The sequence below is a fragment of the Streptomyces sp. NPDC048353 genome (assembly GCF_055587165.1).
This window is the reverse complement of record NZ_JBVJGU010000011.1, coordinates 55,921-78,389: the sequence shown is the minus strand read 5'-3', so window position 1 is coordinate 78,389 and position 22,469 is coordinate 55,921. Positions and strand designations below refer to the sequence as shown.

The 22,469-nt window shown below is 71.9% G+C and carries 22 protein-coding genes; 16 read left to right on the top strand and 6 right to left on the bottom strand.

From position 1 onward, the window contains the following. The first annotated feature begins 251 nt into the window (after positions 1–251). Complete coding sequence (locus ACZ6RC_RS30735) at positions 252–1,130, top strand: hypothetical protein (protein WP_469589400.1); 879 nt, start codon at positions 252–254, stop codon at positions 1,128–1,130. A 3-nt stretch (positions 1,131–1,133) separates the two neighbouring features. On the opposite strand, the gene ACZ6RC_RS30730 is transcribed toward ACZ6RC_RS30735, so the two are convergent. Beyond that, the gene (locus ACZ6RC_RS30730; RefSeq protein ID WP_453619389.1) at positions 1,134–2,468 is read right to left on the bottom strand and encodes a D-arabinono-1,4-lactone oxidase; all 1,335 of its coding nucleotides are present in this window, start codon (positions 2,466–2,468) and stop codon (positions 1,134–1,136) included. Further along, the gene (locus ACZ6RC_RS30725; RefSeq protein ID WP_391141482.1) at positions 2,413–3,681 is read right to left on the bottom strand and encodes an MFS transporter; all 1,269 of its coding nucleotides are present in this window, start codon (positions 3,679–3,681) and stop codon (positions 2,413–2,415) included. Before ACZ6RC_RS30725 ends, ACZ6RC_RS30730 begins: the two co-directional genes overlap by 56 nt. A 148-nt stretch (positions 3,682–3,829) precedes the next feature. Between ACZ6RC_RS30725 and ACZ6RC_RS30720 the strand changes: the two genes are divergently transcribed. Beyond that, complete coding sequence (locus tag ACZ6RC_RS30720; RefSeq protein ID WP_469589396.1) at positions 3,830–4,957, top strand: ferrochelatase; 1,128 nt, start codon at positions 3,830–3,832, stop codon at positions 4,955–4,957. Between the two features lie 9 nt (positions 4,958–4,966). Then, complete coding sequence (locus ACZ6RC_RS30715) at positions 4,967–5,788, top strand: inositol monophosphatase family protein (protein ID WP_391141487.1); 822 nt, start codon at positions 4,967–4,969, stop codon at positions 5,786–5,788. Between the two features lie 76 nt (positions 5,789–5,864). Here ACZ6RC_RS30715 and ACZ6RC_RS30710 read toward each other — a convergent pair whose 3' ends face one another. Further along, positions 5,865–6,038, bottom strand: a complete 174-nt coding sequence (locus tag ACZ6RC_RS30710; RefSeq protein ID WP_469589394.1) for a hypothetical protein — start codon at positions 6,036–6,038, stop codon at positions 5,865–5,867. Positions 6,039–6,468: 430 nt separating this feature from the next. Between ACZ6RC_RS30710 and ACZ6RC_RS30705 the strand changes: the two genes are divergently transcribed. The 4 genes from ACZ6RC_RS30705 to ACZ6RC_RS30690 all read left to right on the top strand — a co-directional run bounded on the left by ACZ6RC_RS30705 (position 6,469) and on the right by ACZ6RC_RS30690 (position 10,038). After that, positions 6,469–7,122, top strand: coding sequence for a response regulator transcription factor (locus ACZ6RC_RS30705; RefSeq protein ID WP_132914883.1), 654 nt, complete (start codon positions 6,469–6,471; stop codon positions 7,120–7,122). A gap of 4 nt (positions 7,123–7,126) precedes the next feature. Continuing rightward, a complete protein-coding gene (locus tag ACZ6RC_RS30700) occupies positions 7,127–8,353 on the top strand; it encodes a sensor histidine kinase (protein ID WP_469589390.1) in 1,227 nt (408 codons plus the stop codon). A 395-nt stretch (positions 8,354–8,748) separates the two neighbouring features. Continuing rightward, positions 8,749–9,045: a DUF4193 domain-containing protein gene (locus ACZ6RC_RS30695; RefSeq protein ID WP_003955561.1), complete on the top strand. Its 297-nt coding sequence runs from the start codon at positions 8,749–8,751 to the stop codon at positions 9,043–9,045. A 12-nt stretch (positions 9,046–9,057) separates the two neighbouring features. Continuing rightward, on the top strand, positions 9,058–10,038 hold the full coding sequence (locus ACZ6RC_RS30690; RefSeq protein ID WP_469589387.1) for a hypothetical protein: 981 nt from the start codon (positions 9,058–9,060) through the stop codon (positions 10,036–10,038). Between the two features lie 73 nt (positions 10,039–10,111). Here the strand turns inward: ACZ6RC_RS30690 and ACZ6RC_RS30685 are convergent, their stop codons facing one another. After that, positions 10,112–10,681 (bottom strand): DUF3093 domain-containing protein, encoded by a 570-nt coding sequence (locus ACZ6RC_RS30685; RefSeq protein ID WP_469589385.1) that lies wholly within the window; start codon positions 10,679–10,681, stop codon positions 10,112–10,114. A 58-nt stretch (positions 10,682–10,739) separates the two neighbouring features. Here ACZ6RC_RS30685 and ACZ6RC_RS30680 point away from each other — a divergent pair, with 58 nt between their 5' ends. From ACZ6RC_RS30680 to ACZ6RC_RS30645, 8 genes are all read left to right on the top strand, one after another. Then, positions 10,740–11,324, top strand: a complete 585-nt coding sequence (locus ACZ6RC_RS30680; protein WP_391141502.1) for a PaaI family thioesterase — start codon at positions 10,740–10,742, stop codon at positions 11,322–11,324. After that, positions 11,324–11,836, top strand: a complete 513-nt coding sequence (gene dut, locus ACZ6RC_RS30675) for a dUTP diphosphatase (RefSeq protein WP_391141505.1) — start codon at positions 11,324–11,326, stop codon at positions 11,834–11,836. The genes ACZ6RC_RS30680 and dut overlap by 1 nt, the downstream gene beginning before the upstream one ends. A gap of 1 nt (position 11,837) precedes the next feature. Continuing rightward, on the top strand, positions 11,838–12,608 hold the full coding sequence (locus ACZ6RC_RS30670) for a DUF3710 domain-containing protein (protein ID WP_391141508.1): 771 nt from the start codon (positions 11,838–11,840) through the stop codon (positions 12,606–12,608). A 299-nt stretch (positions 12,609–12,907) separates the two neighbouring features. Beyond that, positions 12,908–13,645: an ABC transporter ATP-binding protein gene (locus tag ACZ6RC_RS30665; RefSeq protein ID WP_469589379.1), complete on the top strand. Its 738-nt coding sequence runs from the start codon at positions 12,908–12,910 to the stop codon at positions 13,643–13,645. Positions 13,646–13,827: 182 nt separating this feature from the next. Further along, positions 13,828–16,380: an ATP-binding protein gene (locus ACZ6RC_RS30660; RefSeq protein ID WP_469589376.1), complete on the top strand. Its 2,553-nt coding sequence runs from the start codon at positions 13,828–13,830 to the stop codon at positions 16,378–16,380. A gap of 62 nt (positions 16,381–16,442) precedes the next feature. Next, the gene (locus tag ACZ6RC_RS30655) at positions 16,443–17,129 is read left to right on the top strand and encodes a response regulator (RefSeq protein WP_391141516.1); all 687 of its coding nucleotides are present in this window, start codon (positions 16,443–16,445) and stop codon (positions 17,127–17,129) included. 68 nt (positions 17,130–17,197) lie between these two features. Then, entirely contained in the window at positions 17,198–17,596 is a 399-nt protein-coding gene (locus tag ACZ6RC_RS30650) for an OB-fold nucleic acid binding domain-containing protein (protein WP_365713893.1), read from the top strand. Between the two features lie 3 nt (positions 17,597–17,599). Then, positions 17,600–18,376 carry a DUF3159 domain-containing protein gene (locus ACZ6RC_RS30645; RefSeq protein WP_469589371.1) on the top strand — a complete coding sequence of 259 codons (777 nt, stop codon included), beginning with the start codon at positions 17,600–17,602 and terminating at the stop codon, positions 18,374–18,376. Between the two features lie 205 nt (positions 18,377–18,581). Here ACZ6RC_RS30645 and ACZ6RC_RS30640 read toward each other — a convergent pair whose 3' ends face one another. Both ACZ6RC_RS30640 and ACZ6RC_RS30635 read right to left on the bottom strand, forming a co-directional pair. Beyond that, on the bottom strand, positions 18,582–19,268 hold the full coding sequence (locus ACZ6RC_RS30640; RefSeq protein WP_391141523.1) for a potassium channel family protein: 687 nt from the start codon (positions 19,266–19,268) through the stop codon (positions 18,582–18,584). Continuing rightward, positions 19,268–19,936, bottom strand: a complete 669-nt coding sequence (locus ACZ6RC_RS30635; RefSeq protein WP_453619263.1) for a potassium channel family protein — start codon at positions 19,934–19,936, stop codon at positions 19,268–19,270. Before ACZ6RC_RS30635 ends, ACZ6RC_RS30640 begins: the two co-directional genes overlap by 1 nt. 235 nt (positions 19,937–20,171) lie before the next feature. Here ACZ6RC_RS30635 and ACZ6RC_RS30630 point away from each other — a divergent pair, with 235 nt between their 5' ends. Next, a complete protein-coding gene (locus ACZ6RC_RS30630; protein WP_391141528.1) occupies positions 20,172–22,220 on the top strand; it encodes an APC family permease in 2,049 nt (682 codons plus the stop codon). The last annotated feature ends 249 nt before the right edge of the window (positions 22,221–22,469 follow it).

The window sequence follows — 22,469 nt, the reverse complement described above, 5'->3', positions numbered from 1 at the left end:
CCGTCGGCTCCCTCCCGTTGACCCGAGCACCCACGTGGGAGCCCGGACCCAGGGCTCGCCACAGTACTCCATTCGGGCCATGTGGGTGGACCGGCGCGCCGCTCAACTTCTCAGGAGGTACGGGAGTTGAGTCTGCGCGCTCGCGGCCGACACGTGGCGCTCTTCACAGAAAACCCAGAAACGGAACTAATCACTTCGCCCATTTGTCCTCTCTGGGTGGATCGTTGAAAGCCGACCAGGCAAGGGCGGGTATGGATCAGGAGAAGAAGAAGCTCGACCTGAGCGTGGCTCAGGTCTCGGGCAGCGCGATCGCCGCCGTGGTGGCGGCCAAACTCGCCTCCACCCTCGGCGTGTACGGCACGATCCTGGGCGCCGGCGTGATCAGCGTCATCGCGACCTGCGGCGGTTCCCTCTTCCAGCACCTCTTCAAGCGCACCGGCGAGCAGATACGTGTGGCGACCGTCCATGGCGAACGCGCCGAGATCCCGGTCACCGTCGCCGCGCCCACGTCCGGGTCGCCGCCGTTGCCGCTCCACGACGGCGCCTCTCCCACGCGGGGCGGCGGGCGCTCCGGCGGGGCGTCAGGTGCGGATTCCGCAAGCGCGGCCGACCGGGAGTCCGGGGAGGAGTTCGGGGCGGCGACCACGCACGGCACCCGCGTCCGTGGCTGGAAACGCTCCGCCGTGGCCGCCGCCCTCGTCTTCCTCGTCTCGATGGGCGGCATCACCGCCTACGAACTGATCTCCGATCAGGACTTCAGCGGTACCCAGGGCCGGACCACCTTCGGCTCCGTGGTCCGAGGTGGCGACGCCGGCCCTGACGCGCCCTCCACCGAGGATCCGGCCACCCCCCGGCCCGGGGGCGAGGAGGGACCGGCCCGGAAGGGGAGCCCGGAGCAGGACCCGGGCCAGGACCCCGAGAAGGGCGGGGACCAGGGAGGGAGCAGCCCCTCCCCGGACGCCGGGCGGACCACCCCGGAGACCCCCGACCCGGACCCGACCCCCTCGGACCCCGCGGGCGGCGGCGACCCGGCGCCCACCCCCACGCCGTCCACGGCGACGCCCACGCCGACCCCGACGGTAAGCCCGTCCGGCGACGCTCCCGCCCAGGGGGCCCCGCCGGCCGAGTGACCGTCAGTCGCCCAGGACGCGCCGGAGGTAGTCGTTGGCGAAGAGCCGGTCCGGGTCCAGCCGGTCGCGCAGCGCCGTGAACTCGCCGAAGCGCGGGTAGACCTCGGCGAGGTAGGCGGCGTCTCGGGTGTGCAGCTTGCCCCAGTGCGGCCGGCCGCCGTGCGCCGTCATGATGCGCTCCACCGCGGTGAAGTACCCGCGGTGGGGCGTTCCCTTGTAGACGTGGGCCGCGATGTAGACCGTCTCCCGGCCCGAGGCCGTGGAGAGCGTCAGGTCGTCGGCCGGAGCCGTCCGTACCTCCACCGGGAAGCTCACCTTCAGCGGCGAGCGTTCGACCATCGCCTTCAGCTCGCGCAGCGCGGCGACGCCCGCCTCGCGCGGCAGGGCGTACTCCATCTCCAGGAAGCGCACCCGGCGCGGGGAGGTGAAGACCTTGTACGGGATGTCGGTGTACGTACGGGCCGACAGCGCGCGGCTGGAGACCTTGGCGAGCGTCGGGATGGCCGGCGGCACCGCGCGGCCCAGCGAGCATGCCAGCTGGAAGACGCCGTTGGAGAGCAGCTCGTCCTCGATCCAGCCGGCGACCTTCCCGGGCGGCGCGGCGGGGCCCGCGCTGCGGTTGTTGCGCTTGGTGTTGCAGTTGTCGGTGTGCGGGAACCAGTAGAACTCGAAGTGCTCGTTCTCCGCGTGCAGCGCGTCGAACTCCGAGGTGACCCGGTCGAAGGTCATGGGCTCCTCGCGCGCGGCGAGCAGGAAGACCGGCTCCACCGCGAAGGTGAGGGCCGTGATCACGCCGAGCGCACCGAGCCCGAGCCGCGCGGCGGCGAAGACCTCGGGGTTCTCCTTCTCGGAACAGGTCATCAGCCGCCCGTCGGCGGTGACCAGCTCGAGCTCCCGGATCTGCGCGGCGATCGAGGCCGAGTCGCGGCCGGTGCCGTGCGTGCCCGTGGAGGTCGCCCCGGCGACCGTCTGCTCCATGATGTCGCCCATGTTCGCGAGCGACAGGCCCTCCCGGGCCAGCGCCACGTTGAGCCGCTTGAGCGGAGTGCCCGACTCCACGGTGACGGTCATCGCCTCGCGGTCGATCCGCCGGATGCCCGCCAGGAGATGGGGCCGCACCAGCAGGCCGTCGGTGGCGGCGATCGAGGTGAAGGAGTGGCCGGTGCCGACCGTCTTCACCCGCAGCCCGTCGGCGGCCGCCTTCCGGACGGCGTCGGCGAGCTCCTCGGCCGAGGCGGGGCTCACCTCCCGCGCCGGGCGGGAGCTGACGTTCCCCGCCCAGTTACGCCACGGTCCGCTCGCCGTCCCGGTGCCCGCCGTCCTGGTGCTCGCCCTCATCGTCCCGCTCACGCTGCCCCTCCCCAGTCGGCACCGGCCTGCGCAGCCGGCGGTACCCCAGGAGACCCACCACGACCGCGACCGCGCCCGAGACCACCGGCACGACGTACGCCGCCTCCGCCCCCGACGCGTCGACCACCCAGCCTGCGGCCGAGGAGCCGAGCGCCACGCCGATCGCGAGCCCGGTCCCTGTCCAGGTCATGCCCTCGGTCAGTTTGGTGCGCGGTACGTGCGCTTCGACGAGGGCCATGGTGGTCACCATCGTCGGTGCGATGGACAGGCCCGCGACAAAGAGCGCCACGGCCAGCAACGGCAGGTTCCCGGCCAGTAGGAGGGGGATCATACTCACGGCCATCGCGCAGACGCCCAGCAGCCATCTGCGGGACGGCTCGCCCTTGAGGTGGAGCAGCCCGAAGACGGCGCCCGCCAGACAGGAGCCGAGGGCGTATACGGCCAGGACGAGGCTGGCGGCGGCCTTGTGCCCCTCCTCCTCGGCGAAGGCCACGGTCACGACGTCGACCGAACCGAAGATCGCTCCGGTGGCGACGAAGGCCAGCGCGAGGACCTGCAGGCCGGGGGAGCGCAGGGCCGAGCCGCCGCTGTGCTCCCCGTGCGGGTGCGGCCGGGGCTCGGTGGCGTGCTGCGCGGTCAGCCAGAAGACGCCGACGGCGAGGAAGACGGCGGCGAACAGCGGGCCGGCCTCGGGGAACCAGACGGTCGACAGGCCGATGGAGACGATCGGGCCGAAGATGAAGCACACCTCGTCGACGATCGACTCCCAGGAGTAGGCCGTGTGCAGCTCCCGTGCCGAGCCGCGGTAGATCTCGGCCCAGCGGGCCCGGGTCATGGCGCCGACGCTGGGCACGCACCCCACCAGCGCCGTGAACACGAACAGGGTCCAGTCGGGCGCCTTCTGCTGGACGCAGATCAGCAGCCCGGCGCAGGCCGCGAGCGAGAGCAGGGTCGCCGGCCGCAGCACCCGCCGCTGCCCGTGGCGGTCGACCAGCCGCGAGACCTGGGGGCCCATCACGGCGGCGGACATCGCCAGGGTCGCCGAGAGCGCGCCGGCCAGACCGTACCTCCCGGTGACCTGGGAGATCATCGTGACGACGCCGATGCCCATCATCGACAGCGGCATCCGGCCGAGGAAACCGGCGACCGAGAACGCCTTCGTGCCGGGTGCGGCGAAGATCGCGCGATAGGGACTGGGCAAGGGGATCTCCGGCATCCGCTCGGCACGTGCCGTCGTGGGACACGTGTAATTAATAGCTAAAGCCTACGGTGTTGAACTGGATGCGGCAGCCGCTTTTTCGGACGGGCCGCACCACCGGCTGTCACAGGCGGGTGGGAGGATCGGTGCCATGTCCGATCAGCACGATCCCGCCCCGTACGACGCCCTTCTGCTGCTCTCCTTCGGCGGCCCCGAGGGCCCGGACGACGTGGTCCCCTTCCTGGAGAACGTGACCCGCGGCCGAGGCATCCCCAAGGAGCGGCTCAGGGAGGTGGGGCAGCACTACTTCCTCTTCGGCGGCGTCAGCCCGATCAACGACCAGAACCGCGCCCTGCTCGACGCGCTGCGGACCGACTTCGGGACGTCCGGCCTCGACCTGCCGGTCTACTGGGGAAACCGGAACTGGGCGCCGTACCTCACCGACACCCTGCGGGAGATGGTGACCGACGGGCGGCGCCACATCGCCGTCCTCGCCACCAGCGCGTACGCCTCGTACTCCGGCTGCCGCCAGTACCGCGAGAACCTCGCCGACGCGCTCGCCACGCTGGAGGCGGAGGGGCTGCCGCTGCCCCGCGTCGACAAGCTCCGGCACTACTGCAACCACCCCGGGTTCATCCGTCCCATGATCGACGGCGTGCTCGCCTCGCTCGCCGAGCTGGACGAGTCCGTGCGCGCCGGCGCGCACCTCGCCTTCACCACGCACTCCATCCCCGAGTCGGCCGCGGACACCTCCGGCCCCGCCGGGGAGCACGGCGAGGGCGGCGCCTATGTGCGGCAGCACCTGGAGGTGGCCCGGGTGATCGTCGACGCCGTCCGAGCGGAGACCGGCGTCGCGCACCCCTGGCAGCTCGTCTACCAGTCCCGCAGCGGCGCCCCCCACATCCCGTGGCTGGAGCCCGACATCTGCGACCACCTGGAGACGCTGCACGGCTCCGGCGCCCCGGCCGCCGTCATGGTCCCGATCGGCTTCGTCTCGGACCACATGGAGGTGCTGTACGACCTCGACACCGAGGCCACCGCCAAGGCCGCCGAGCTGGGTCTCCCGGTGCGGCGCGCGGCGACCGTCGGGGCGGACCCGCGGTTCGCGGCGGCCGTCCGCGACCTCGTCCTGGAGCGCGCGGCGCGCGAGCGCGGCGTCCGGGCCGAGCGCTGCGCCCTGGGGGCCCTCGGCCCGTCCCACGACCTCTGCCCGATCGGCTGCTGCCCCGCGCGGGCGGAGCGGCCGGCGGCCGCCGGTGCCGACAGTCCGTACGCCTGAGGAGTGCTTGTGACCGAGACCGACCCCCTGCTGCCGGAGCTGCTCGACCTCGCCCTGGAGGCCGCGCGCCGGGCGGGCGCGCTGCTGCGCGACGGCCGCCCGGACGACCTGGCCGTCGCCAAGACCAAGTCCAGCCCCATCGACGTCGTCACCGAGATGGACATCGCCGCCGAGAAGCTGATCACCGGCTTCCTCGCCGAGCACCGGCCGGGCGACGGCTTCCTCGGCGAGGAGGGCGCCGCCAGCCCGGGCTCCAGCGGCGTCCGCTGGGTGATCGACCCGCTCGACGGGACGGTGAACTATCTCTACGGCCTGCCGACCTGGTCCGTCTCGATCGCCGCCGAACGGGACGGCGAGACCGTCGTCGGCGTGGTGGCGGCCCCGATGCGCCGGGAGACGTACCGCGCGGTCCTCGGCGGCGGGGCGTACGTCGAGGGCCCGGACATCGGCGAGCGCCGGCTCTCCTGCCGGCCCCCGGCGCCGCTGGAGCAGGCCCTGGTCTCCACCGGCTTCGCCTACGTCCACGCCGTCCGCTCGCACCAGGCGGACGTCGCCCAGCGCCTCATCCCGCGCGTGCGCGACATCCGGCGCGGCGGCTCCGCCGCGATCGACCTCTGCGACGTGGCCGCGGGCCGCCTCGACGCGTACTTCGAGCGCGGTCTGAACCCGTGGGACCTGGCAGCGGGGGAGCTCATCGCACGGGAAGCGGGCGCGGTGACCGGTGGACGCCCCGGAGAGCCCGCCTCGGGCGCCCTGGCACTGGCGGGGACGCCCGGCGTCTTCGAGCCCCTCCAGCGGCTCCTGGAGGAGTTCGGCGCCTGGCACGACTAGGCACTGTATGTGCGTGGGCCCCGGTGTCATCGACACCGGGGCCCACGCACATACCGAGGTCAGGCCATGTCCGAGATCAGACGCTGGCGGCGCCGACCTCCACGCCGTGTTCGGCGGCCAGACGGTGCAGGTCTTCGAGCTCAGCCTGCTCGACGTCCGCGAGGAAGTCGTCGCCCGTCTCGCGAGCCCGTGTGAGGTCGGTCTGCGCGCTCCTGATGCGCTGCAGCAGTCCTGCGGTGAAAGCGTCCATGGTGCGCCCCCTCGTCATGGGTCGGTGGCACGGGGGTGTGCCGAGGGTGGGTGGATCACACGCTGCCACCTCTGGGGGACAGAGCGGCCTGTGGCGTGCCACATACAGGGCGTGATCGCGGGGTGTGCAGACGTCCTCCCCAAGCCGTTCCTCACGGAAACCTCAACTGGCCGGTGAGTCAGGTGAATTCTCGGTGCCCCTCCGGCCGGGCCCCCGGCCCTCTCCCGCCCCCTCGCGCAGGGCCCCCGGCCCCTCCCGCCCTCTGTCCCGCGCGACCTCCCGCCCCCGGCCGGAGCCCGTGCGGAACCCGGTTGTACCCCGCCTTACAGCCGGTTTACGCGCGTCCGGGGCAGGATGGACACCCACAGTCCACGCTCAGGAACCGCTCTGTCCGCCATGCGCGCCAGGGCCGGCAGGAAGGAATTGCGACGTGCGCGTACTCGTCGTCGAGGACGAGCAGCTGCTCGCCGATGCGGTGGCCACCGGACTGCGCCGGGAGGCCATGGCCGTCGACGTCGTGTACGACGGCGCCGCCGCCCTGGAGCGCATCGGGGTGAACGACTACGACGTCGTCGTCCTCGACCGCGACCTCCCGCTCGTCCACGGGGACGACGTCTGCCGGAAGATCGTCGAGCTCGGCATGCCCACCCGCGTCCTGATGCTCACCGCCTCCGGCGACGTCAGCGACCGGGTCGAGGGCCTGGAGCTGGGCGCCGACGACTACCTCCCGAAGCCCTTCGCCTTCACCGAGCTGACCGCGCGGGTCCGCGCCCTCGGCCGGCGTACGACCGTCCCGCTCCCGCCCGTCCTGGAGCGGGCCGGCATCAAGCTCGACCCCAACCGCCGCGAGGTCTTCCGCGACGGCAAGGAGGTCCAGCTCGCGCCGAAGGAGTTCGCCGTCCTGGAGGTCCTCATGCGCAGCGAGGGAGCGGTCGTCTCGGCCGAGCAGCTCCTGGAGAAGGCCTGGGACGAGAACACCGACCCGTTCACGAACGTCGTACGGGTCACGGTGATGACGCTGCGCCGCAAGCTCGGCGAACCCCCGGTCATCGTCACCGTCCCCGGCTCCGGCTACCGGATCTGAGCCGGTGGCCGCGACCCCGGCGCCGCCACAGGCGCCCCCGAAGCCGACCTGGGACCCCCGGGACCCCGTCAGGCCCCTGCTGCGCCCGACGATCCGGATAAGGCTCACGCTGCTGTACGGCGGGATGTTCCTGATCGCCGGCATCCTGCTGCTGTCGATCATCTACCTCCTCGCCGCGCAGGCGCTGCACATCGGCAGCGAGCTGCCGTTCAAGATCGTGCAGGGCAAGGTCACCAGCGAGGTCTGCAACTTCCCCAACGACGCCCCGGCCACCGAGTTCAACGCGGCCATGAACACCTGCGTCAACGAACAGCGCCAGCACGCCCTGGACGACCTCCTGCGCCGCTCGCTCTTCGCTCTCCTCGGCCTGAGCATCATCGCCTTCGCCTTCGGTTACGCCATGGCGGGACGCGTCCTGTCCCCGCTCGGCCGGATCACCCGGACCGCCCGCCAGGTGGCCGGGTCGGACCTGGCCCGCCGGATCGAGCTGGACGGCCCCGACGACGAGCTCAAGGAGCTGGCCGACACCTTCGACGAGATGCTGGAGCGCCTGGAGCGCGCCTTCAGCGCCCAGCAGCGGTTCGTGGCGAACGCCTCGCACGAGCTGCGCACCCCGCTGGCGATCAACCGCACGCTCCTGGAGGTCCACCTCTCGGACCCCGGCGCTCCGGTCGAGCTCCAGCAGCTCGGCAAGACCCTGCTCGCCACCAACGAACGCAGCGAGCAGCTGGTCGAGGGCCTGCTGCTGCTCGCCCGCAGCGACAACCAGATCATCGAGCGCAAGCCCGTCGACCTGGCCGAGGTCGCCTCCCGGGCCATGGACCAGGTGCACGCGGAGGCCGAGGCCAAGGGCGTGGAGTTCCGTGGCGAGCGGGCGCCGGCCATCGTCCACGGCAACGGCGTCCTGCTCGAACGGATCGCGCTGAACCTGGTCCAGAACGCCGTGCGCTACAACGTGCCGGAGGACGGCTGGGTGGAGGTCACCACCGAGACCCAGCACGGCCTGGCGGTCCTCGTGGTCTCGAACACGGGTCCCGTCGTTCCCGCGTACGAGATCGACAACCTCTTCGAGCCCTTCCGGCGCCTGCGCCAGGAGCGGACGGGGAGCGACAAGGGAGTCGGGCTCGGCCTGTCGATCGCCCGGTCGGTGGCGCGCGCCCACGGCGGCCGTATCATCGCGGAGCCTCGTGAAGGCGGTGGTCTCGTGATGCGCGTCACTCTCCCGATCTGACACACTTCGTGTACCTGCCGCTTCCGTTCGCTGTGCGCGGAATTTTCGGAGGCCGGCCGTGAGACGCCCCTGTGTGATCGATCACAGGTACGTACAGCCGTCTTTCCACTCTCCGTGATCGGGAATTCCCGCGGAAAACCGGGAAAAGTCCGGGTTTCCGGGCCCCTTGATGACGGGAAGTACACGGGGTGGCGCCCGTGAAGGACGGCAGGTGGACCGTGTACGGTCCCGTTCGCCACCCAAAGCCGATCACTCGTGAGAGGGCGGGTTGGGTGTCGATTGAGTAACAGACCTTGATGTGAGGCAAAATCTCCGCCTCGGGTCGGGCACAAGTCCGGCCTCTCACGCGTTACGTGCGCTGGAGACACCGCAACCACCCAGAGGGGGAGAGCGACATGGCAACGGATTACGACACCCCACGCAAGACCGACGACGACGTCGATTCGGACAGCCTTGAGGAACTGAAGGCCCGCCGGAACGACAAGTCGACCTCGACGGTCGACGTCGACGAGTTCGAGGCCGCCGAAGGCCTGGAGCTGCCCGGCGCCGACCTCTCGAACGAAGAGCTCGCCGTCCGGGTCCTGCCCAAGCAGGCCGACGAGTTCACCTGCATGAGCTGCTTCCTCGTGCACCACCGCAGCCAGCTGGCTCGGGAGAAGAACGGCCAGCCGATCTGCCGCGACTGCGACTGAGGCAGGCCGACCGTGGCAGGCGATACACCGTCCCGGAAGCGACGCTTCCGGCTTCATGGGAAGCCGGAGGCGGATCAGGGCGGCCCCGCCCGGGCCGAGGGTGCCCAGCACACGCCCGACGCCGAGCCCACCGCCCTCCTGCCCTCCCTCGGCGCACGTGACGACGAGCGGGGCCCCTCGGCCTCGCTCGAAGCTGCTCCCGTGCCGGTGGAGCGGGAGGAGCCCCGCCACAGGCGTCTCGACGCCGTCAGGCGCGTCGCCAATCCGGCGCGCGTACAGCTGGAGCGCGTCAAACTCGACCGCGCGCGGATCGACGCCGTCAAACGCGGCGTGAAGCGCGGCGGCGAGAGCGCCAAGGCCGGAATCGGCTATATCGCCGACCGGATCATCGACATCGCCCCGCGCGTCCCCGTGCGGGACCTGGCGACCCTGCGCCGCCACTTCCCGGGGCTGGGCCCCGAACAGATCGCCGACAAGCTCGTCGCGGGAGCGGCCAACGCCAGCTCGACCGTCGGCGCGAGCATCGGCGCCGCCGCCATGCTCCCCGTACCCCCCGCGATGCCGGCCGAGCTGGCCGCGGAGATCACCGGAGTCGCGGCGATCGAGCTGAAGCTCATCGCCGAGCTGCACGAGGTCTACGGCGTGCGACCGTCCGGCACGCTCACCCAGCGGTCGGCGGCCTATCTGACCTCCTGGGCGGAGGAGCGGGGCATCGACCCCACCAAGCCCACCACCGTCAACGCCGCGCTCGGCGGTCAGCTCAAGCGCGAACTGCGCCAGCAGATCATGAAGCGCATGGTGCGCAACCTGCCGAACCTGACGCCGTTCATGGTCGGCGCCGCCGTCGGAGCCGTGATGAACCGGCGCGACACCAAGAAGCTCGCCGAGCACGTCCGCAAGGACCTGCGGCACCGCCAGGTGCCCTGGGACGCCCTGGGCGGGCTGCCGCCGCTGGAGCAGCCCGAGAACCCCTCCACGGAGATCGAGTTCTAGGGCGCCGCGTCCGGCGCCCCTCGGAGAAGGCCCCGACCGATCCAGGCGTCCTCGCGAAGAGGGCCCGCCCGGTCTAGGCGTCCTCGGCCGTCGCGACCGCGTCCTCGGCCGGCTCCTCCGCGCCCCGCGTCCGCGTGCCCCCGTCGCGTACGGCCTCCAGGGCCGCGATCAGGCCCTCCGGGTCACGGGTGGACAGATAGGCGTACGGCGTCGGGTCCGCCGGGTCCGTGATCTCGATCCGGACCGCCGTCGGGATGTAGCTCCGCAGCAGCATGAAGGCGCGCGGATCGGACTTGTACGTCCGCCACGCGCGCGCCTCCTCGGCGTCCAGCGCCTCGGGCGTGCCCAGCGCCGACACCGGGATCCGCGCGTCGCCCGCGACCAGCGACCCCGCGACGACCCGGATGCGGGCCGAGCCGTACGAGGAGACGGCCACGGCCGCCAGCGCGGCCGCCCCGATCAGCCCGCCCAGCGTCGGAACCGTGCCCAGCGGGAACATCACCAGACCACCCGACAGCCCCAGCAGAGCCACGATCACCCACCAGGAAGCGGGGGCGGTCAGACGCTCGTCGAAACCCGGGGCGGCGGACGGCGAGGGGGACGGTGCGGAACCCGGCGCGGAGGACGGTGCGGAAGGCTGCATACCTCCTAGCTTGGCACGGCGCGACCCGCCCCCATCCGCGCGGGTAAGGTCTGCGCCTGTGACTGCAACATCTGCCGCCCTCACCCCGCCGGCCGACGCCATACCGCCGGTACGCCACCCCGACGCGCCCGCCCCCGGCGAGCTGCTCGGCGCGCACTATGAGCACTGCTTCGGGTGCGGCGGCGGGCAGCCCCACGGACTCCACCTCGCGGCCCGCGCCGGCGAGGGCGTGACCGTCACCGCGGAATTCACCGTGACCCCCGACCACCAGGGCGCCCCCGGCCTCGCGCACGGCGGCGTCCTCGCCACCGCGCTCGACGAGACCCTGGGCTCCCTGAACTGGCTGCTCCGGGTCATCGCCGTCACCGGCCGGCTGGAGACCGACTTCGCGCGGCCCGTCCCGGTCGGCACGGTGCTGCACCTGGAGGCCGAGGTCACCGCCGTGCACGGGCGCAAGATCTACTCGACCGCCACCGGCCGGATCGGCGGGCCCGGCGGCCCCGTCGCGGTCCGCGCCGACGCCCTCTTCATCGAGGTCAAGGTCGACCACTTCATCGACAACGGACGCCCGGAGGAGATCCAGGCGGCCATGTCCGACCCCGACCAGGTCCGGCGCGCCCGCGCCTTCGAGGTGAACCCCTGATGCGTAACCCTGTCGACGTACTCGTCCGGCGCGTGGACCCGGACGTACCGATCCCCGCCTACGGCCACCCCGGCGACGCCGGGGTGGACCTGGTGACCACGGAGGAGGCCGTCCTGCCCCCCGGGGAGCGGACCGTGCTCCCCACCGGGATCTCCATCGCCCTCCCCGACGGCTACGCCGCCTTCGTGCACCCGCGCTCCGGACTGGCCGCACGGCTGGGTATCGCGCTGGTGAATGCCCCGGGGACGGTGGATGCCGGGTACCGTGGAGAGATCAAGGTGATCGTGGTCAATCTGGACCCGCGTGAGAGCGTGCGGTTCGAGCGGTTCGACCGGATTGCCCAACTTGTCGTCCAGCAGGTCGAGAAGGTGCGCTTCCACGAGGTCGCGGAGCTTCCCGGCTCCGCGCGGGCCGAGGGGGGCTTCGGGTCCACCGGCGGTCATGCCGCCGTGGACGGCACAACGGGTGGGAATCGATACGCTTCGGTCGTATCCGACCGGGAAGGACAGTGACGTGTTCGGACGTCGCAAGAAGAGCGGTGCCGCTGAGGACGCAGCGGGCGAGGCCGAGCAGGTCGTCGACGAGGTCGAAACCCGTGACGGCACGGACGCGGCCGGACGGTCGCGTCGGATGAATCTTCCGCCGGCTCCCCGGCCCGACGGGCCGTGGGACATCTCCGAGGTCTCCAAGCCGGAGGACGGCCGGGTCGACCTCGGCGGCATCTTCGTGCCCGGAGTCGAGGGCATGGAGCTGCGTGTGGAGGTGGCCGGAGACGCGATCGTCGCCGCCACCGTCGTCCTGCGTGACAGCGCCGTGCAGCTGCAGGCGTTCGCCGCGCCGAAGAAGGAAGGCATCTGGGGCGAGGTCCGCGAGGAGATCGCCTCCGGCATCACCCAGCAGGGCGGTGTCATCGACGAGGTCGAGGGCCCCCTCGGCTGGGAGCTGCGGGCCCAGGTTCCGGTGCAGCTGCCGGACGGCACCGGCGGTGTGCAGCTGGTGCGCTTCGTGGGCGTCGACGGCCCCCGCTGGTTCCTCCGCGGAGTCATCTCCGGCCAGGGCGCGGTGCAGCCCGAGGCGGCCGGCCTCCTGGAGCAGATCGTCCGGGACACCGTCGTCGTCCGCGGCGAGGGCCCGATGGCTCCGCGCGACCCGATCGTGCTGAAGCTGCCGAACGACGCCCAGATGGTGCCCGAGGGCGTTCAGACGGACGACCAGGAAGGCTCGCGCTTCTCCGGAGGCATGGGCCAGCTCCAGCGCGGACCGGAGATCACCGAGGTCCGCTGACACCACGTGCCGCCGGCCGACCGCCGACGGCACGACGCCGACCCACCCCGCGGCCCGATCCGAAGGACCGGGCCGGGACGACGGCCGGTGGCCCCGCTCCGTACCTCGCGTACGGCCCGGGCCACCGGCCGTTCGCGTACACGCGCCTCGGCGGGGCGTCGCACTGTGCGCGTACGCAGCCGCCGCCTCGAACGAAGATCCGCCGATGGCGGTGAACCCTGGCCCGCCGGGCGTGGCGCGGCCCATACTGGCGGGCGCAGACGTCCGGCACGGACGTGCGACGACGGGGGGTCCCAGGGATGAGCGAGAGCAGGAGCGGCAGCGCGCGGTCCGGCACGGCGGTGGCCGAGGACCCGACCGGCGGCCCCATGGTCCGGGTCGAGGACCTGCACCGCTCGTACGGTACGGGCGAGGCGGCCGTCCACGCCCTGCGCGGGGTCTCCTTCGACATCCCGCGCGGCGAACTCGTCGCCCTCAAGGGCCGCTCGGGCTCCGGCAAGACCACGCTGCTCAACCTGGTCGGCGGCCTGGACACCCCCGACGGCGGGCGGATCACGGTCGGCGGGACGGACCTGGCCGACCTCGGCGAGAACGGGCTCCTGGAGCTGCGCCGGGACCGTATCGGCTTCATCTTCCAGTCCTTCGGGCTCATCCCGATTCTGACCGCCGCCGAGAACGTCGGCGTACCGATGCGGCTGCGGAAGGCCGACCCCCGGGAGCGCGAGGAGCGGGTCGCCCTCCTCCTCGCCCTCGTCGGCCTCGCGGACCACGCCGCCCAGCGCCCCGGCGAACTCTCCGGCGGCCAGCAGCAGCGCGTGGCGATCGCCCGCGCCCTCGCCAACCGGCCGGCCCTGCTGATCGCCGACGAGCCGACCGGCCAGCTCGACGCGGAGACGGGCCTCGCGGTGATGGAGCTGCTGCGGGCGGTGGTACGGAGCGAGGGGGTCACCGCGCTGGTGGCCACCCACGACGCCCAGCTGCTGGGCCTGGCGGACCGGGTCCTGGAGCTGAACGACGGCGAGATCATCGAGCACTAGACGTACGGGGGCACGGGGGCACGGGGGCGCGCGGGCATCCGCGGATCCCAGGGGGAGCCGCCCGTCCCGTCCGGGCGGGCTGCTCGTGGCCCCCGGGCGGCCGCATCAAAGTCCCGTCAATACGGCCCGGAGGCCCCGGGACCCGTACGGTATGCCCGTTTCGCTGGACGTATGGTCGAGCCATGGCGGGACGCGGCAGGCTACGGATCTACCTCGGTGCGGCACCGGGCGTCGGCAAGACGTACGCGATGCTGTCCGAGGCGCACCGGCGCGTCGAGCGTGGCACGGACTGCGTCGTCGCGTTCGTCGAGCACCACGACCGCCCGCGTACCGAAGTGATGCTGCACGGCCTGGAGCACGTCCCGCGCCGCTCCCTCGCCTACCGGGACACCACCTTCACCGAGATGGACGTCGACGCGGTCCTGGCCAGGAGACCGGCCGTCGTCCTCGTCGACGAGCTTGCCCACACCAACGTCCCCGGCTCCCGCAACGGCAAGCGCTGGCAGGACGTCGAGGAGCTGCTCGCCGCCGGGATCGACGTCATATCGACCGTCAACATCCAGCATCTGGAGTCGCTCGGCGACGTCGTCGAGTCGATCACCGGGGTCCGCCAGCGGGAGACCGTCCCCGACGAGGTGGTCCGCCGCGCCGACCAGATCGAACTGGTCGACATGTCGCCGGAGGCGCTGCGCCGGCGCATGGCCCACGGCAACATCTACACACCCGACAAGATCGACGCCTCCCTCTCCCACTACTTCCGCCCCGGCAACCTCACCGCGCTGCGCGAGCTGGCCCTGCTGTGGACGGCCGACCGGGTCGACGAGTACCTCCGGCAGTACCGGGGCGAGCACAACATCCGCTCGACCTGGCAGGCCCGTGAACGGATCGTCGTCGGCCTCACCGGCGGCCCCGAGGGCCGCACCCTCATCCGGCGCGCCACCCGGCTCGCCGAGAAGGGCGCCGGCGGGGAGGTGCTCGCCGTCTACATCGCCCGCGGCGACGGACTCACCGCCGCCTCGCCGAAGGAGCTGGCGCTCCAGCGCACCCTGGTCGAGGATCTCGGCGGAACGTTCCACCACGTCATAGGCGACGACATCCCCTCCGCCCTCCTCGAATTCGCCCGGGGCGTCAACGCCACCCAGATCGTCCTCGGCTCCAGCAGGCGCAAGACGTGGCAGTACGTCTTCGGCCCCGGCGTCGGCCAGACCGTCGCCCGCGAGTCCGGGCCGGACCTGGACGTCCACATCGTCACCCACGAGTCCGTCGCCAAGGGCCGCGGACTTCCGGTCGCCCGCGGTGCCCGCCTCGGCCGCTCCCGCATCATCTGGGGCTGGGTGGTGGGCCTCGCCGGGCCGGTGCTGCTCGCCCTGCTCCTCACCCATGTCGACGCCGACCTCGGTCTCGCCAACGACATGCTGCTCTTCCTCGCGCTCACGGTCGCCTCCGCCCTGCTCGGCGGACTCCTCCCCTCCCTGGCCTCGGCGGCGGCCGGCTCCTTCCTGCTGAACTGGTTCTTCACCCCGCCCCTGCACCGGGTGACCATCGCCGACCCCAAGAACATCGTCGCCATCGCCGTCTTCTTCGGAGTCGCCATGGCGGTCGCGTCGGTGGTCGACCTGGCCGCCCGGCGCACCCACCAGGCCGCCAGGCTGCGCGCCGAGTCCGAGGTGCTGTCCTACCTCGCCGGGGGCGTGCTGCGCGGGGAGTCGAGCCTGGACGCCCTGCTGGAGCGGGTCAGGGAGACCTTCTCCATGGAGTCCGTGGCCCTGCTGGAACGGGACAGCGACGTCGAGCCGTGGCGGCGCGCGGGCAGCGTGGGCGCGGCGCCCGCCGCCCGCCCCGAGGAGGCCGATGTGGACATGCCCGTCGGCGAACACCTCGCACTCGCCCTGAACGGCCGGGCCCTGCCCGCCGAGGACCGGCGCGTGCTCGGCGCGTTCGCCGCGCAGGCGGCGGTGGTACTGGACCGCCGGCGGCTCGTCGGAGAGGCCGAGGAGGCCCGCAAGCTGGCCGAGGGCAACAAGATCCGCACCTCGCTCCTCGCCGCGGTCAGCCATGACCTGCGCACCCCCCTCGCCGGGATCAAGGCGGCGGTCTCCTCCCTGCGCTCCGACGACGTCGACTGGTCGGAGGAGGACCGGGCGGAGCTGCTCGCCGGCATCGAGGAGGGGTCCGACCGCCTCGACCACCTCGTGGGCAACCTCCTCGACATGTCGCGGCTCCAGACCGGGACCGTCACCCCGCTGATCCGGGCCGTCGACCTGGACGAGGTCGTGCCGATGGCCCTCGGCGGCGTCCCCGACGGCAGCGCCGAGCTCGACATCCCGGAGAGCCTGCCGATGGTCGACGTCGACACGGGGCTCCTGGAGCGGGCGGTGGCCAACATCGTCGAGAACGCGGTGAAGTACAGCCCGCCCGACGTGCCGGTGACCGTCGCCGCCAGCGCGCTGGCCGACCGGGTGGAGCTCAGGGTCGCCGACCGCGGACCCGGGGTGCCGGACGAGAGCAAGGACGGCATCTTCGAACCGTTCCAGCGCTTCGGCGACGCCCCGCGCGGTTCCGGGGTCGGCCTGGGTCTCGCGGTGGCCCGCGGCTTCGTGGAGGCCATGGGCGGCACGCTCACCGCCGAGGACACCCCCGGCGGCGGCCTCACCATGACGCTCACGCTCAAGGCCGTACGGAGGGCCGAGGAGCCGCCGCCGACCGCCGGGCTCCCCGCCCGCCTCACCTCCTGACCCGACCCCGAGGGGCCGGCTTCCCGTACGCCCCCGCCGCAGAAGAGAGAAGGAACCCTTCGATGACCCGGGTCCTCGTCGTCGACGACGAGCCGCAGATCGTCCGCGCGCTGGTGATCAACCTCCGGGCACGGAAGTACGAGGTGGACGCCGCGCCCGACGGAGCCACCGCCCTCCGGCTCGCCGCCGAACGCCATCCCGACGTGGTCGTCCTCGACCTCGGGCTGCCCGACATCGACGGCGTCGAGGTCATCAGAGGACTGCGCGGCTGGACCCGCGTGCCGATCCTCGTCCTCTCGGCGCGCCAGACCTCCGACGAGAAGGTCGAGGCGCTCGACGCGGGCGCCGACGACTACGTGACCAAGCCCTTCGGGATGGACGAGCTGCTGGCCCGGCTGCGCGCCGCGGTCCGCCGGGCCGAGCCGGTCGGCGGCGCCGAGGACGGGGCCGTGGTCGTCGAGACCGCCGGCTTCACGGTCGACCTGGCCGCGAAGAAGGTCCACCGGGACGGCAAGGACGTCCGCCTCACCCCCACCGAGTGGCACCTCCTGGAGGTGCTGGTCCGCAACAGCGGCCGCCTGGTCAGCCAGAAGCAGCTCCTCCAGGAGGTCTGGGGGCCGTCGTACGGCACCGAGACCAACTATCTGCGGGTCTACATGGCCCAGCTGCGGCGCAAGCTGGAGGCGGACCCCTCGCACCCCCGGCACTTCGTCACCGAACCGGGCATGGGATACCGCTTCGAGCACTGATCCGGCCGCGGTCGGCCGCCGTACGGAGGGCCGGGGCCCGTGTCCGTGGGGGCCGGTACGCTTTCTGTATGAGTGCTGCACCGCGAACAGAGAAGCCGGCCGGGCGCTTCCGCAGGATGCTCGACCGGCTGTCCACCTCGCAGGAGGAGCTGGAGTCCGAAGAGCTCCAGGGGGACACCGCGGCTTCGGGGTGCACGCGCATCTGCGACTGCTCCGACCGCCAGATAGTCAAGGTGACTGGTACGTTGCGCACGGTCACCCTGCGACCGCGGGCCGGTGTGCCGGCCCTGGAGGCCGAGCTGTTCGACGGCACGGCCCCGCTGGACGTGGTGTGGCTGGGCCGGCGGTCCATCGTGGGCATCGAGCCGGGCCGCAAGCTGATCGCCTCCGGCCGGATCTCCATGAGCCACGGCCGGCGGGTCCTCTTCAACCCCAAATACGAGCTCCGACCGCTCGGACAGGAGTAGCCGGTGACGTCCTTCGACAAGCCGACGCAGGATCAGGACGCCCGGGCCTCCGACGACGCCCGGGCCCCCGAGGCGCCCGCCTCCCAGGCCCGGGTCTCGCGCGAGGTCAACGAAGCCGCGCTGTTCGAGGCCTTCGGCGGCGTACGAGGCATGGTCGAGACGGTCCTGCCCGGACTCCTCTTCGTCACGATCTTCACGATCAACAAGGACCTGCACAGCTCGGCCATCGCCGCGCTCGGGGTCGCCGTGCTCCTCCTGGTCGTCCGCCTGGTCCGCCGGGACACGATGAAGCACGCCTTCAGCGGCGTCTTCGGCGTCGCCATCGGTGTCGTCTTCGCGATGATGACCGGCAACGCCAAGGACTTCTACCTCCCGGGCATGCTGTACACCCTGGGTCTCGCCCTCGCCTACATCGTCACCACGCTGGCGGGCGTGCCCCTCATCGGCCTGATCCTCGGCCCGGTGTTCAAGGAGAACCTCTCCTGGCGGACCCGGAACCCCGGACGCAAGAAGGCGTACGCCAAGGCCAGCTGGGCCTGGGGCCTGATCCTGCTGGCCAAGTGCGCCATCCTCTTCCCGCTGTACTGGTGGGCCGACACGACCCAGTTCGGGTGGGTCCTGGTGGCGCTCAAGATCCCGCCGTTCCTGCTCGCCGTCTATCTGACGTGGGTCTTCCTCGCGAAGGCCCCGCCGCCGATCGACGTCTTCGCCGAGATGGAGGCGGAGGAGGAGGCCGAGAAGGCCCGCAAGGCGGCAGCGGCACAGCAGCCGGAGGCGTAACAGGGGGGTCGGCGCACGCCACAGCGCGAACCGGAGTGCCCGCCTCAGGAGCGCCCGCACGGGACCTGTACGGCTCCCGGCCCGTGCGGCGCCCGCCCCCGCGTCACGAGAAGGGCCCGGACCTCATCAGAGGCCCGGGCCCTTCTCGTACCACCGTGTCGCACACTCCCCGTCGCACGCGCCGTGCCGGGGGCGTACGCCGTGCTCAGTCGGTCGGCGTGTCCTCGGCGCCGCGGCGGACCGACAGCAGGTCCTCCAGCTGCTCCTCGCGGGCCTGAGCGGCCACGAAGAGGAGCTCGTCGCCCGCCTCCAGGGTCTCCTCCGGGCTCGGCGTGAGCACGCGCGAACCGCGGATGATCGTGACCAGAGAGGTGTCCTGCGGCCAAGCCACGTCGCCCACCGACGTCCCCGCGATCGCCGACTCCGGCGGCAGCGTCAGCTCCACCAGGTTGGCGTCGCCGTGGCTGAAGCGCAACAGCCGGACCAGATCGCCGACACTCACCGCCTCCTCCACCAGGGCCGACATCAGACGCGGCGTCGACACGGCGACGTCCACGCCCCAGGACTCGTTGAAGAGCCACTCGTTCTTCGGGTTGTTCACCCGGGCGACCACGCGCGGCACGCCGTACTCGGTCTTCGCGAGCAGCGACACGACGAGGTTCACCTTGTCGTCACCGGTCGCCGCGATGACCACGTTGCAGCGCTGCAGCGCCGCCTCGTCCAGCGACGTGATCTCGCACGCGTCGGCGAGCAGCCACTCCGCCTGCGGCACCCGCTCCACCGAGATGGCGGTCGGCGCCTTGTCGACGAGCAGCACCTCGTGCCCGTTCTCCAGCAGCTCGCCCGCGATGGAACGGCCCACCGCACCCGCGCCCGCAATAGCGACACGCATCAGTGACCGCCCTCCTCAGGCCCCTCGGCGAAGGCCGCCTCGACCTTCGCGATCTCGTCCGTACGCATCATCACGTGCACGAGGTCGCCCTCCTGCAGCACCGTCTGCGACGTCGGGAGAATCGCCTCGCCCAGCCGGGTGAGGAACGCGACGCGCACCCCCGTCTCGTCCTGCAGCCTGCTCACCTTGTGGCCGATCCACGCGGACGAGGTGTGCACCTCCGCGAGCTGCACCCCACCGCTCGGATCGCTCCACAGCGGCTCCGCGCCGGACGGCAGCAGCCGCCGCAGCATCTGGTCGGCGGTCCAGCGGACCGTCGCGACCGTGGGGATCCCCAGGCGCTGATAGACCTCGGCGCGCCGGGGGTCGTAGATCCTGGCCGCCACGTTCTCGATGCCGAACATCTCGCGCGCGACCCGCGCGGCGATGATGTTGGAGTTGTCACCACTGCTCACCGCGGCGAAGGCCCCGGCCTCCTCGATGCCGGCCTCGCGCAGTGTGTCCTGGTCGAACCCGACGCCCGTGACCCGACGACCGCCGAAGGCGGACCCGAGACGGCGAAAAGCCGTCGGGTCCTGATCCACGACGGCGACGGTGTGGCCCTGCTGCTCCAGGGTCTGCGCGAGAGCGGCTCCCACTCGCCCGCAGCCCATGATGACGATGTGCACGTCCCCTTACCCCGCACTCCTGATCGCCTTGCTGACCTGCGAAAACACCCTGCTCACAACTTTCCTCACCCGACTTGGCCCGGGCCGTGGCGGACAGCGCCCTGCCGTGCTGTCCGACCCGAGCTTATGCGGCAACACTGGCCGGGACCTCATCCGAGGTGGTACGCACGGAGATTCCGTGGGGATCGGGGGTGCCGGTGGGCATGGCGCTTTTCGAACGCTTACGATCCTCTCCGTGTCCAAACTGACCGACGTGCCCAAACGGATCCTGATCGGGCGGGCCCTGCGCAGCGACAGGCTCGGGGAGACCCTCCTCCCGAAGCGCATCGCACTCCCCGTCTTCGCCTCCGACCCTCTGTCCTCGGTGGCGTACGCACCGGGCGAGGTGTTGCTGGTCCTGTCCATCGCCGGTCTGTCGGCCTACCACTTCAGCCCGTGGATCGCCCTGGCGGTCGTCGTCCTGATGTTCACGGTCGTCGCCTCCTACCGCCAGAACGTGCACGCGTACCCCAGCGGCGGCGGTGACTACGAGGTCGCCAACACCAACCTCGGCCCGAAGGCCGGACTCACCGTCGCCAGCGCCCTGCTCGTCGACTACGTCCTGACCGTCGCCGTCTCCATCTCCTCCGGCATCGAGAACCTCGGCTCGGCCATTCCGTTCGTCGTCGAGCACAAGGTCCTCTGCGCGGTCGCCGTCATCGTGCTGCTGACCGTGATGAACCTGCGCGGGGTGAGGGAGTCGGGCAGCCTCTTCGCCATCCCGACGTACGTCTTCGTCACCGGCGTCTTCCTCATGATCGCGTGGGGCGCCTACCGCGGCATCGTCCTCGGCGACACGATGAAGGCCCCCACCGCCGACTTCGAGATCAAGCCCGAGCACCAGGGCCTGGCCGGCTTCGCGCTGGTCTTCCTGCTGCTGCGCGCCTTCTCCTCCGGCTGTGCCGCCCTCACCGGCGTCGAGGCGATCTCCAACGGCGTCCCGGCCTTCCGCAAGCCGAAGTCGCGGAACGCCGCCACCACGCTCGCCCTCATGGGCGGCCTGGCCGTCACGATGTTCTGCGGCATCATCTTCCTGGCCATGGCCACCGACGTACGGATGGCCGAGAAGCCCGCCCACGACCTGCTGCTCAACGGCGTCCCGGTCGGCGAGAGCTACGTCCAGGACCCGGTCATCTCGCAGGTCGCGGCGGCCGTCTTCGGCGACGGCACCTTCCTCTTCGTGGTCCTCGCCGCGGCCACGGCGCTCGTCCTCTTCCTGGCCGCCAACACGGCGTACAACGGCTTCCCGCTCCTCGGCTCGATCCTCGCCCAGGACCGGTACCTGCCGCGCCAGCTGCACACCCGCGGCGACCGCCTCGCGTTCTCCAACGGCATCGTGCTCCTCGCCGGCGCGGCCGCGCTGCTCGTGTGGGTGTACGGCGCCGACTCGACGAAGCTGATCCAGCTGTACATCGTCGGCGTCTTCGTCTCCTTCACCCTCAGCCAGACCGGCATGGTCCGGCACTGGAACCGTCACCTGAGGACGGAGAAGGACCAGGCGAAGCGCCGCCACATGATCCGCTCGCGCGCGATCAACGCCTTCGGCGCCTTCTTCACCGGCCTGGTCCTGGTCGTCGTCCTGGCGACCAAGTTCACCCACGGCGCCTGGGTCGCACTGCTCGGCATGGTGATCTTCTACGGCACGATGACCGCGATCCGGAAGCACTACGACTCCGTCTCCGCGGAGATCGCGGCCGCCGAGGAGCGCCCCGACGAGTACGTACGCCCCTCGCGGGTCCGTTCCGTCGTCCTGGTCTCCAAGCTGCACAAGCCGACCCTGCGGGCGCTCGCCTACGCCAAGCTGCTGCACGCCAGCGAGCTGGAGGCGCTGAGCGTCAACGTCGACCCGGCGGAGACGAAGGCACTGAAGGAGGAGTGGGAACGGCGCGGCATCAACGTCCCGCTGAAGATCCTCGACTCGCCGTACCGCGAGATCACCCGGCCGGTCATCGACTACGTGAAGAGCATCCGCCGCGAGAGCCCGCGCGACGCCGTCTCGGTCTACATCCCCGAGTACGTCGTGGGCCACTGGTACGAGCACCTGCTGCACAACCAGAGCGCGCTGCGGCTCAAGGGGCGGCTGCTGTTCACGCCGGGCGTGATGGTCACCTCGGTGCCGTACCAGCTGCGGTCCTCCGAGGCGGCGAAGAAGCGGGCCGGGAAGCGCCAGGACTGGAACGCGCCGGGCTCCGTGCGCCGCGGCCCGGTCGAGAAGCGCCCGAAGGAACCGACGGCGAAGAGCTGAGGGGGCGGAGCGGCTTACGGTCCCGCCCGCGCGGCCCCACCGCGCGGGGCCGGGTCCGAGGCGTGTCGTTCCGAGGTGTCACGATGCGGGGCGTGCCGGACCCTCGCGGACACGTAGACTGGTGGGGGGGCGCCCCCCCCCCCCCCCCCCCCCCCCTTCCCGGGCGCCGCCCCCCCCCCCCCAACCCCCCCGGTTGTTGGGTTGTGGGGGGGGCGTTCGACGTCGGTGGGGGGCCCCCCCCCCCCCGCG

What these genes read in the sequence shown, in the direction of transcription:
- ACZ6RC_RS30735 (WP_469589400.1), top strand. Translation starts at nt 252, where the DNA reads ATGGATCAGGAGAAGAAGAAGCTCGACCTGAGCGTGGCTCAGGTCTCG.
- ACZ6RC_RS30730 (WP_453619389.1), bottom strand. Translation starts at nt 2,468, where the DNA reads ATGAGGGCGAGCACCAGGACGGCGGGCACCGGGACGGCGAGCGGACCG.
- ACZ6RC_RS30720 (WP_469589396.1), top strand. Translation starts at nt 3,830, where the DNA reads ATGTCCGATCAGCACGATCCCGCCCCGTACGACGCCCTTCTGCTGCTC.
- ACZ6RC_RS30710 (WP_469589394.1), bottom strand. Translation starts at nt 6,038, where the DNA reads ATGGACGCTTTCACCGCAGGACTGCTGCAGCGCATCAGGAGCGCGCAG.
- ACZ6RC_RS30695 (WP_003955561.1), top strand. Translation starts at nt 8,749, where the DNA reads ATGGCAACGGATTACGACACCCCACGCAAGACCGACGACGACGTCGAT.
- ACZ6RC_RS30685 (WP_469589385.1), bottom strand. Translation starts at nt 10,681, where the DNA reads ATGCAGCCTTCCGCACCGTCCTCCGCGCCGGGTTCCGCACCGTCCCCC.
- dut (WP_391141505.1), top strand. Translation starts at nt 11,324, where the DNA reads ATGCGTAACCCTGTCGACGTACTCGTCCGGCGCGTGGACCCGGACGTA.
- ACZ6RC_RS30665 (WP_469589379.1), top strand. Translation starts at nt 12,908, where the DNA reads ATGAGCGAGAGCAGGAGCGGCAGCGCGCGGTCCGGCACGGCGGTGGCC.
- ACZ6RC_RS30660 (WP_469589376.1), top strand. Translation starts at nt 13,828, where the DNA reads ATGGCGGGACGCGGCAGGCTACGGATCTACCTCGGTGCGGCACCGGGC.
- ACZ6RC_RS30655 (WP_391141516.1), top strand. Translation starts at nt 16,443, where the DNA reads ATGACCCGGGTCCTCGTCGTCGACGACGAGCCGCAGATCGTCCGCGCG.
- ACZ6RC_RS30650 (WP_365713893.1), top strand. Translation starts at nt 17,198, where the DNA reads ATGAGTGCTGCACCGCGAACAGAGAAGCCGGCCGGGCGCTTCCGCAGG.
- ACZ6RC_RS30640 (WP_391141523.1), bottom strand. Translation starts at nt 19,268, where the DNA reads ATGCGTGTCGCTATTGCGGGCGCGGGTGCGGTGGGCCGTTCCATCGCG.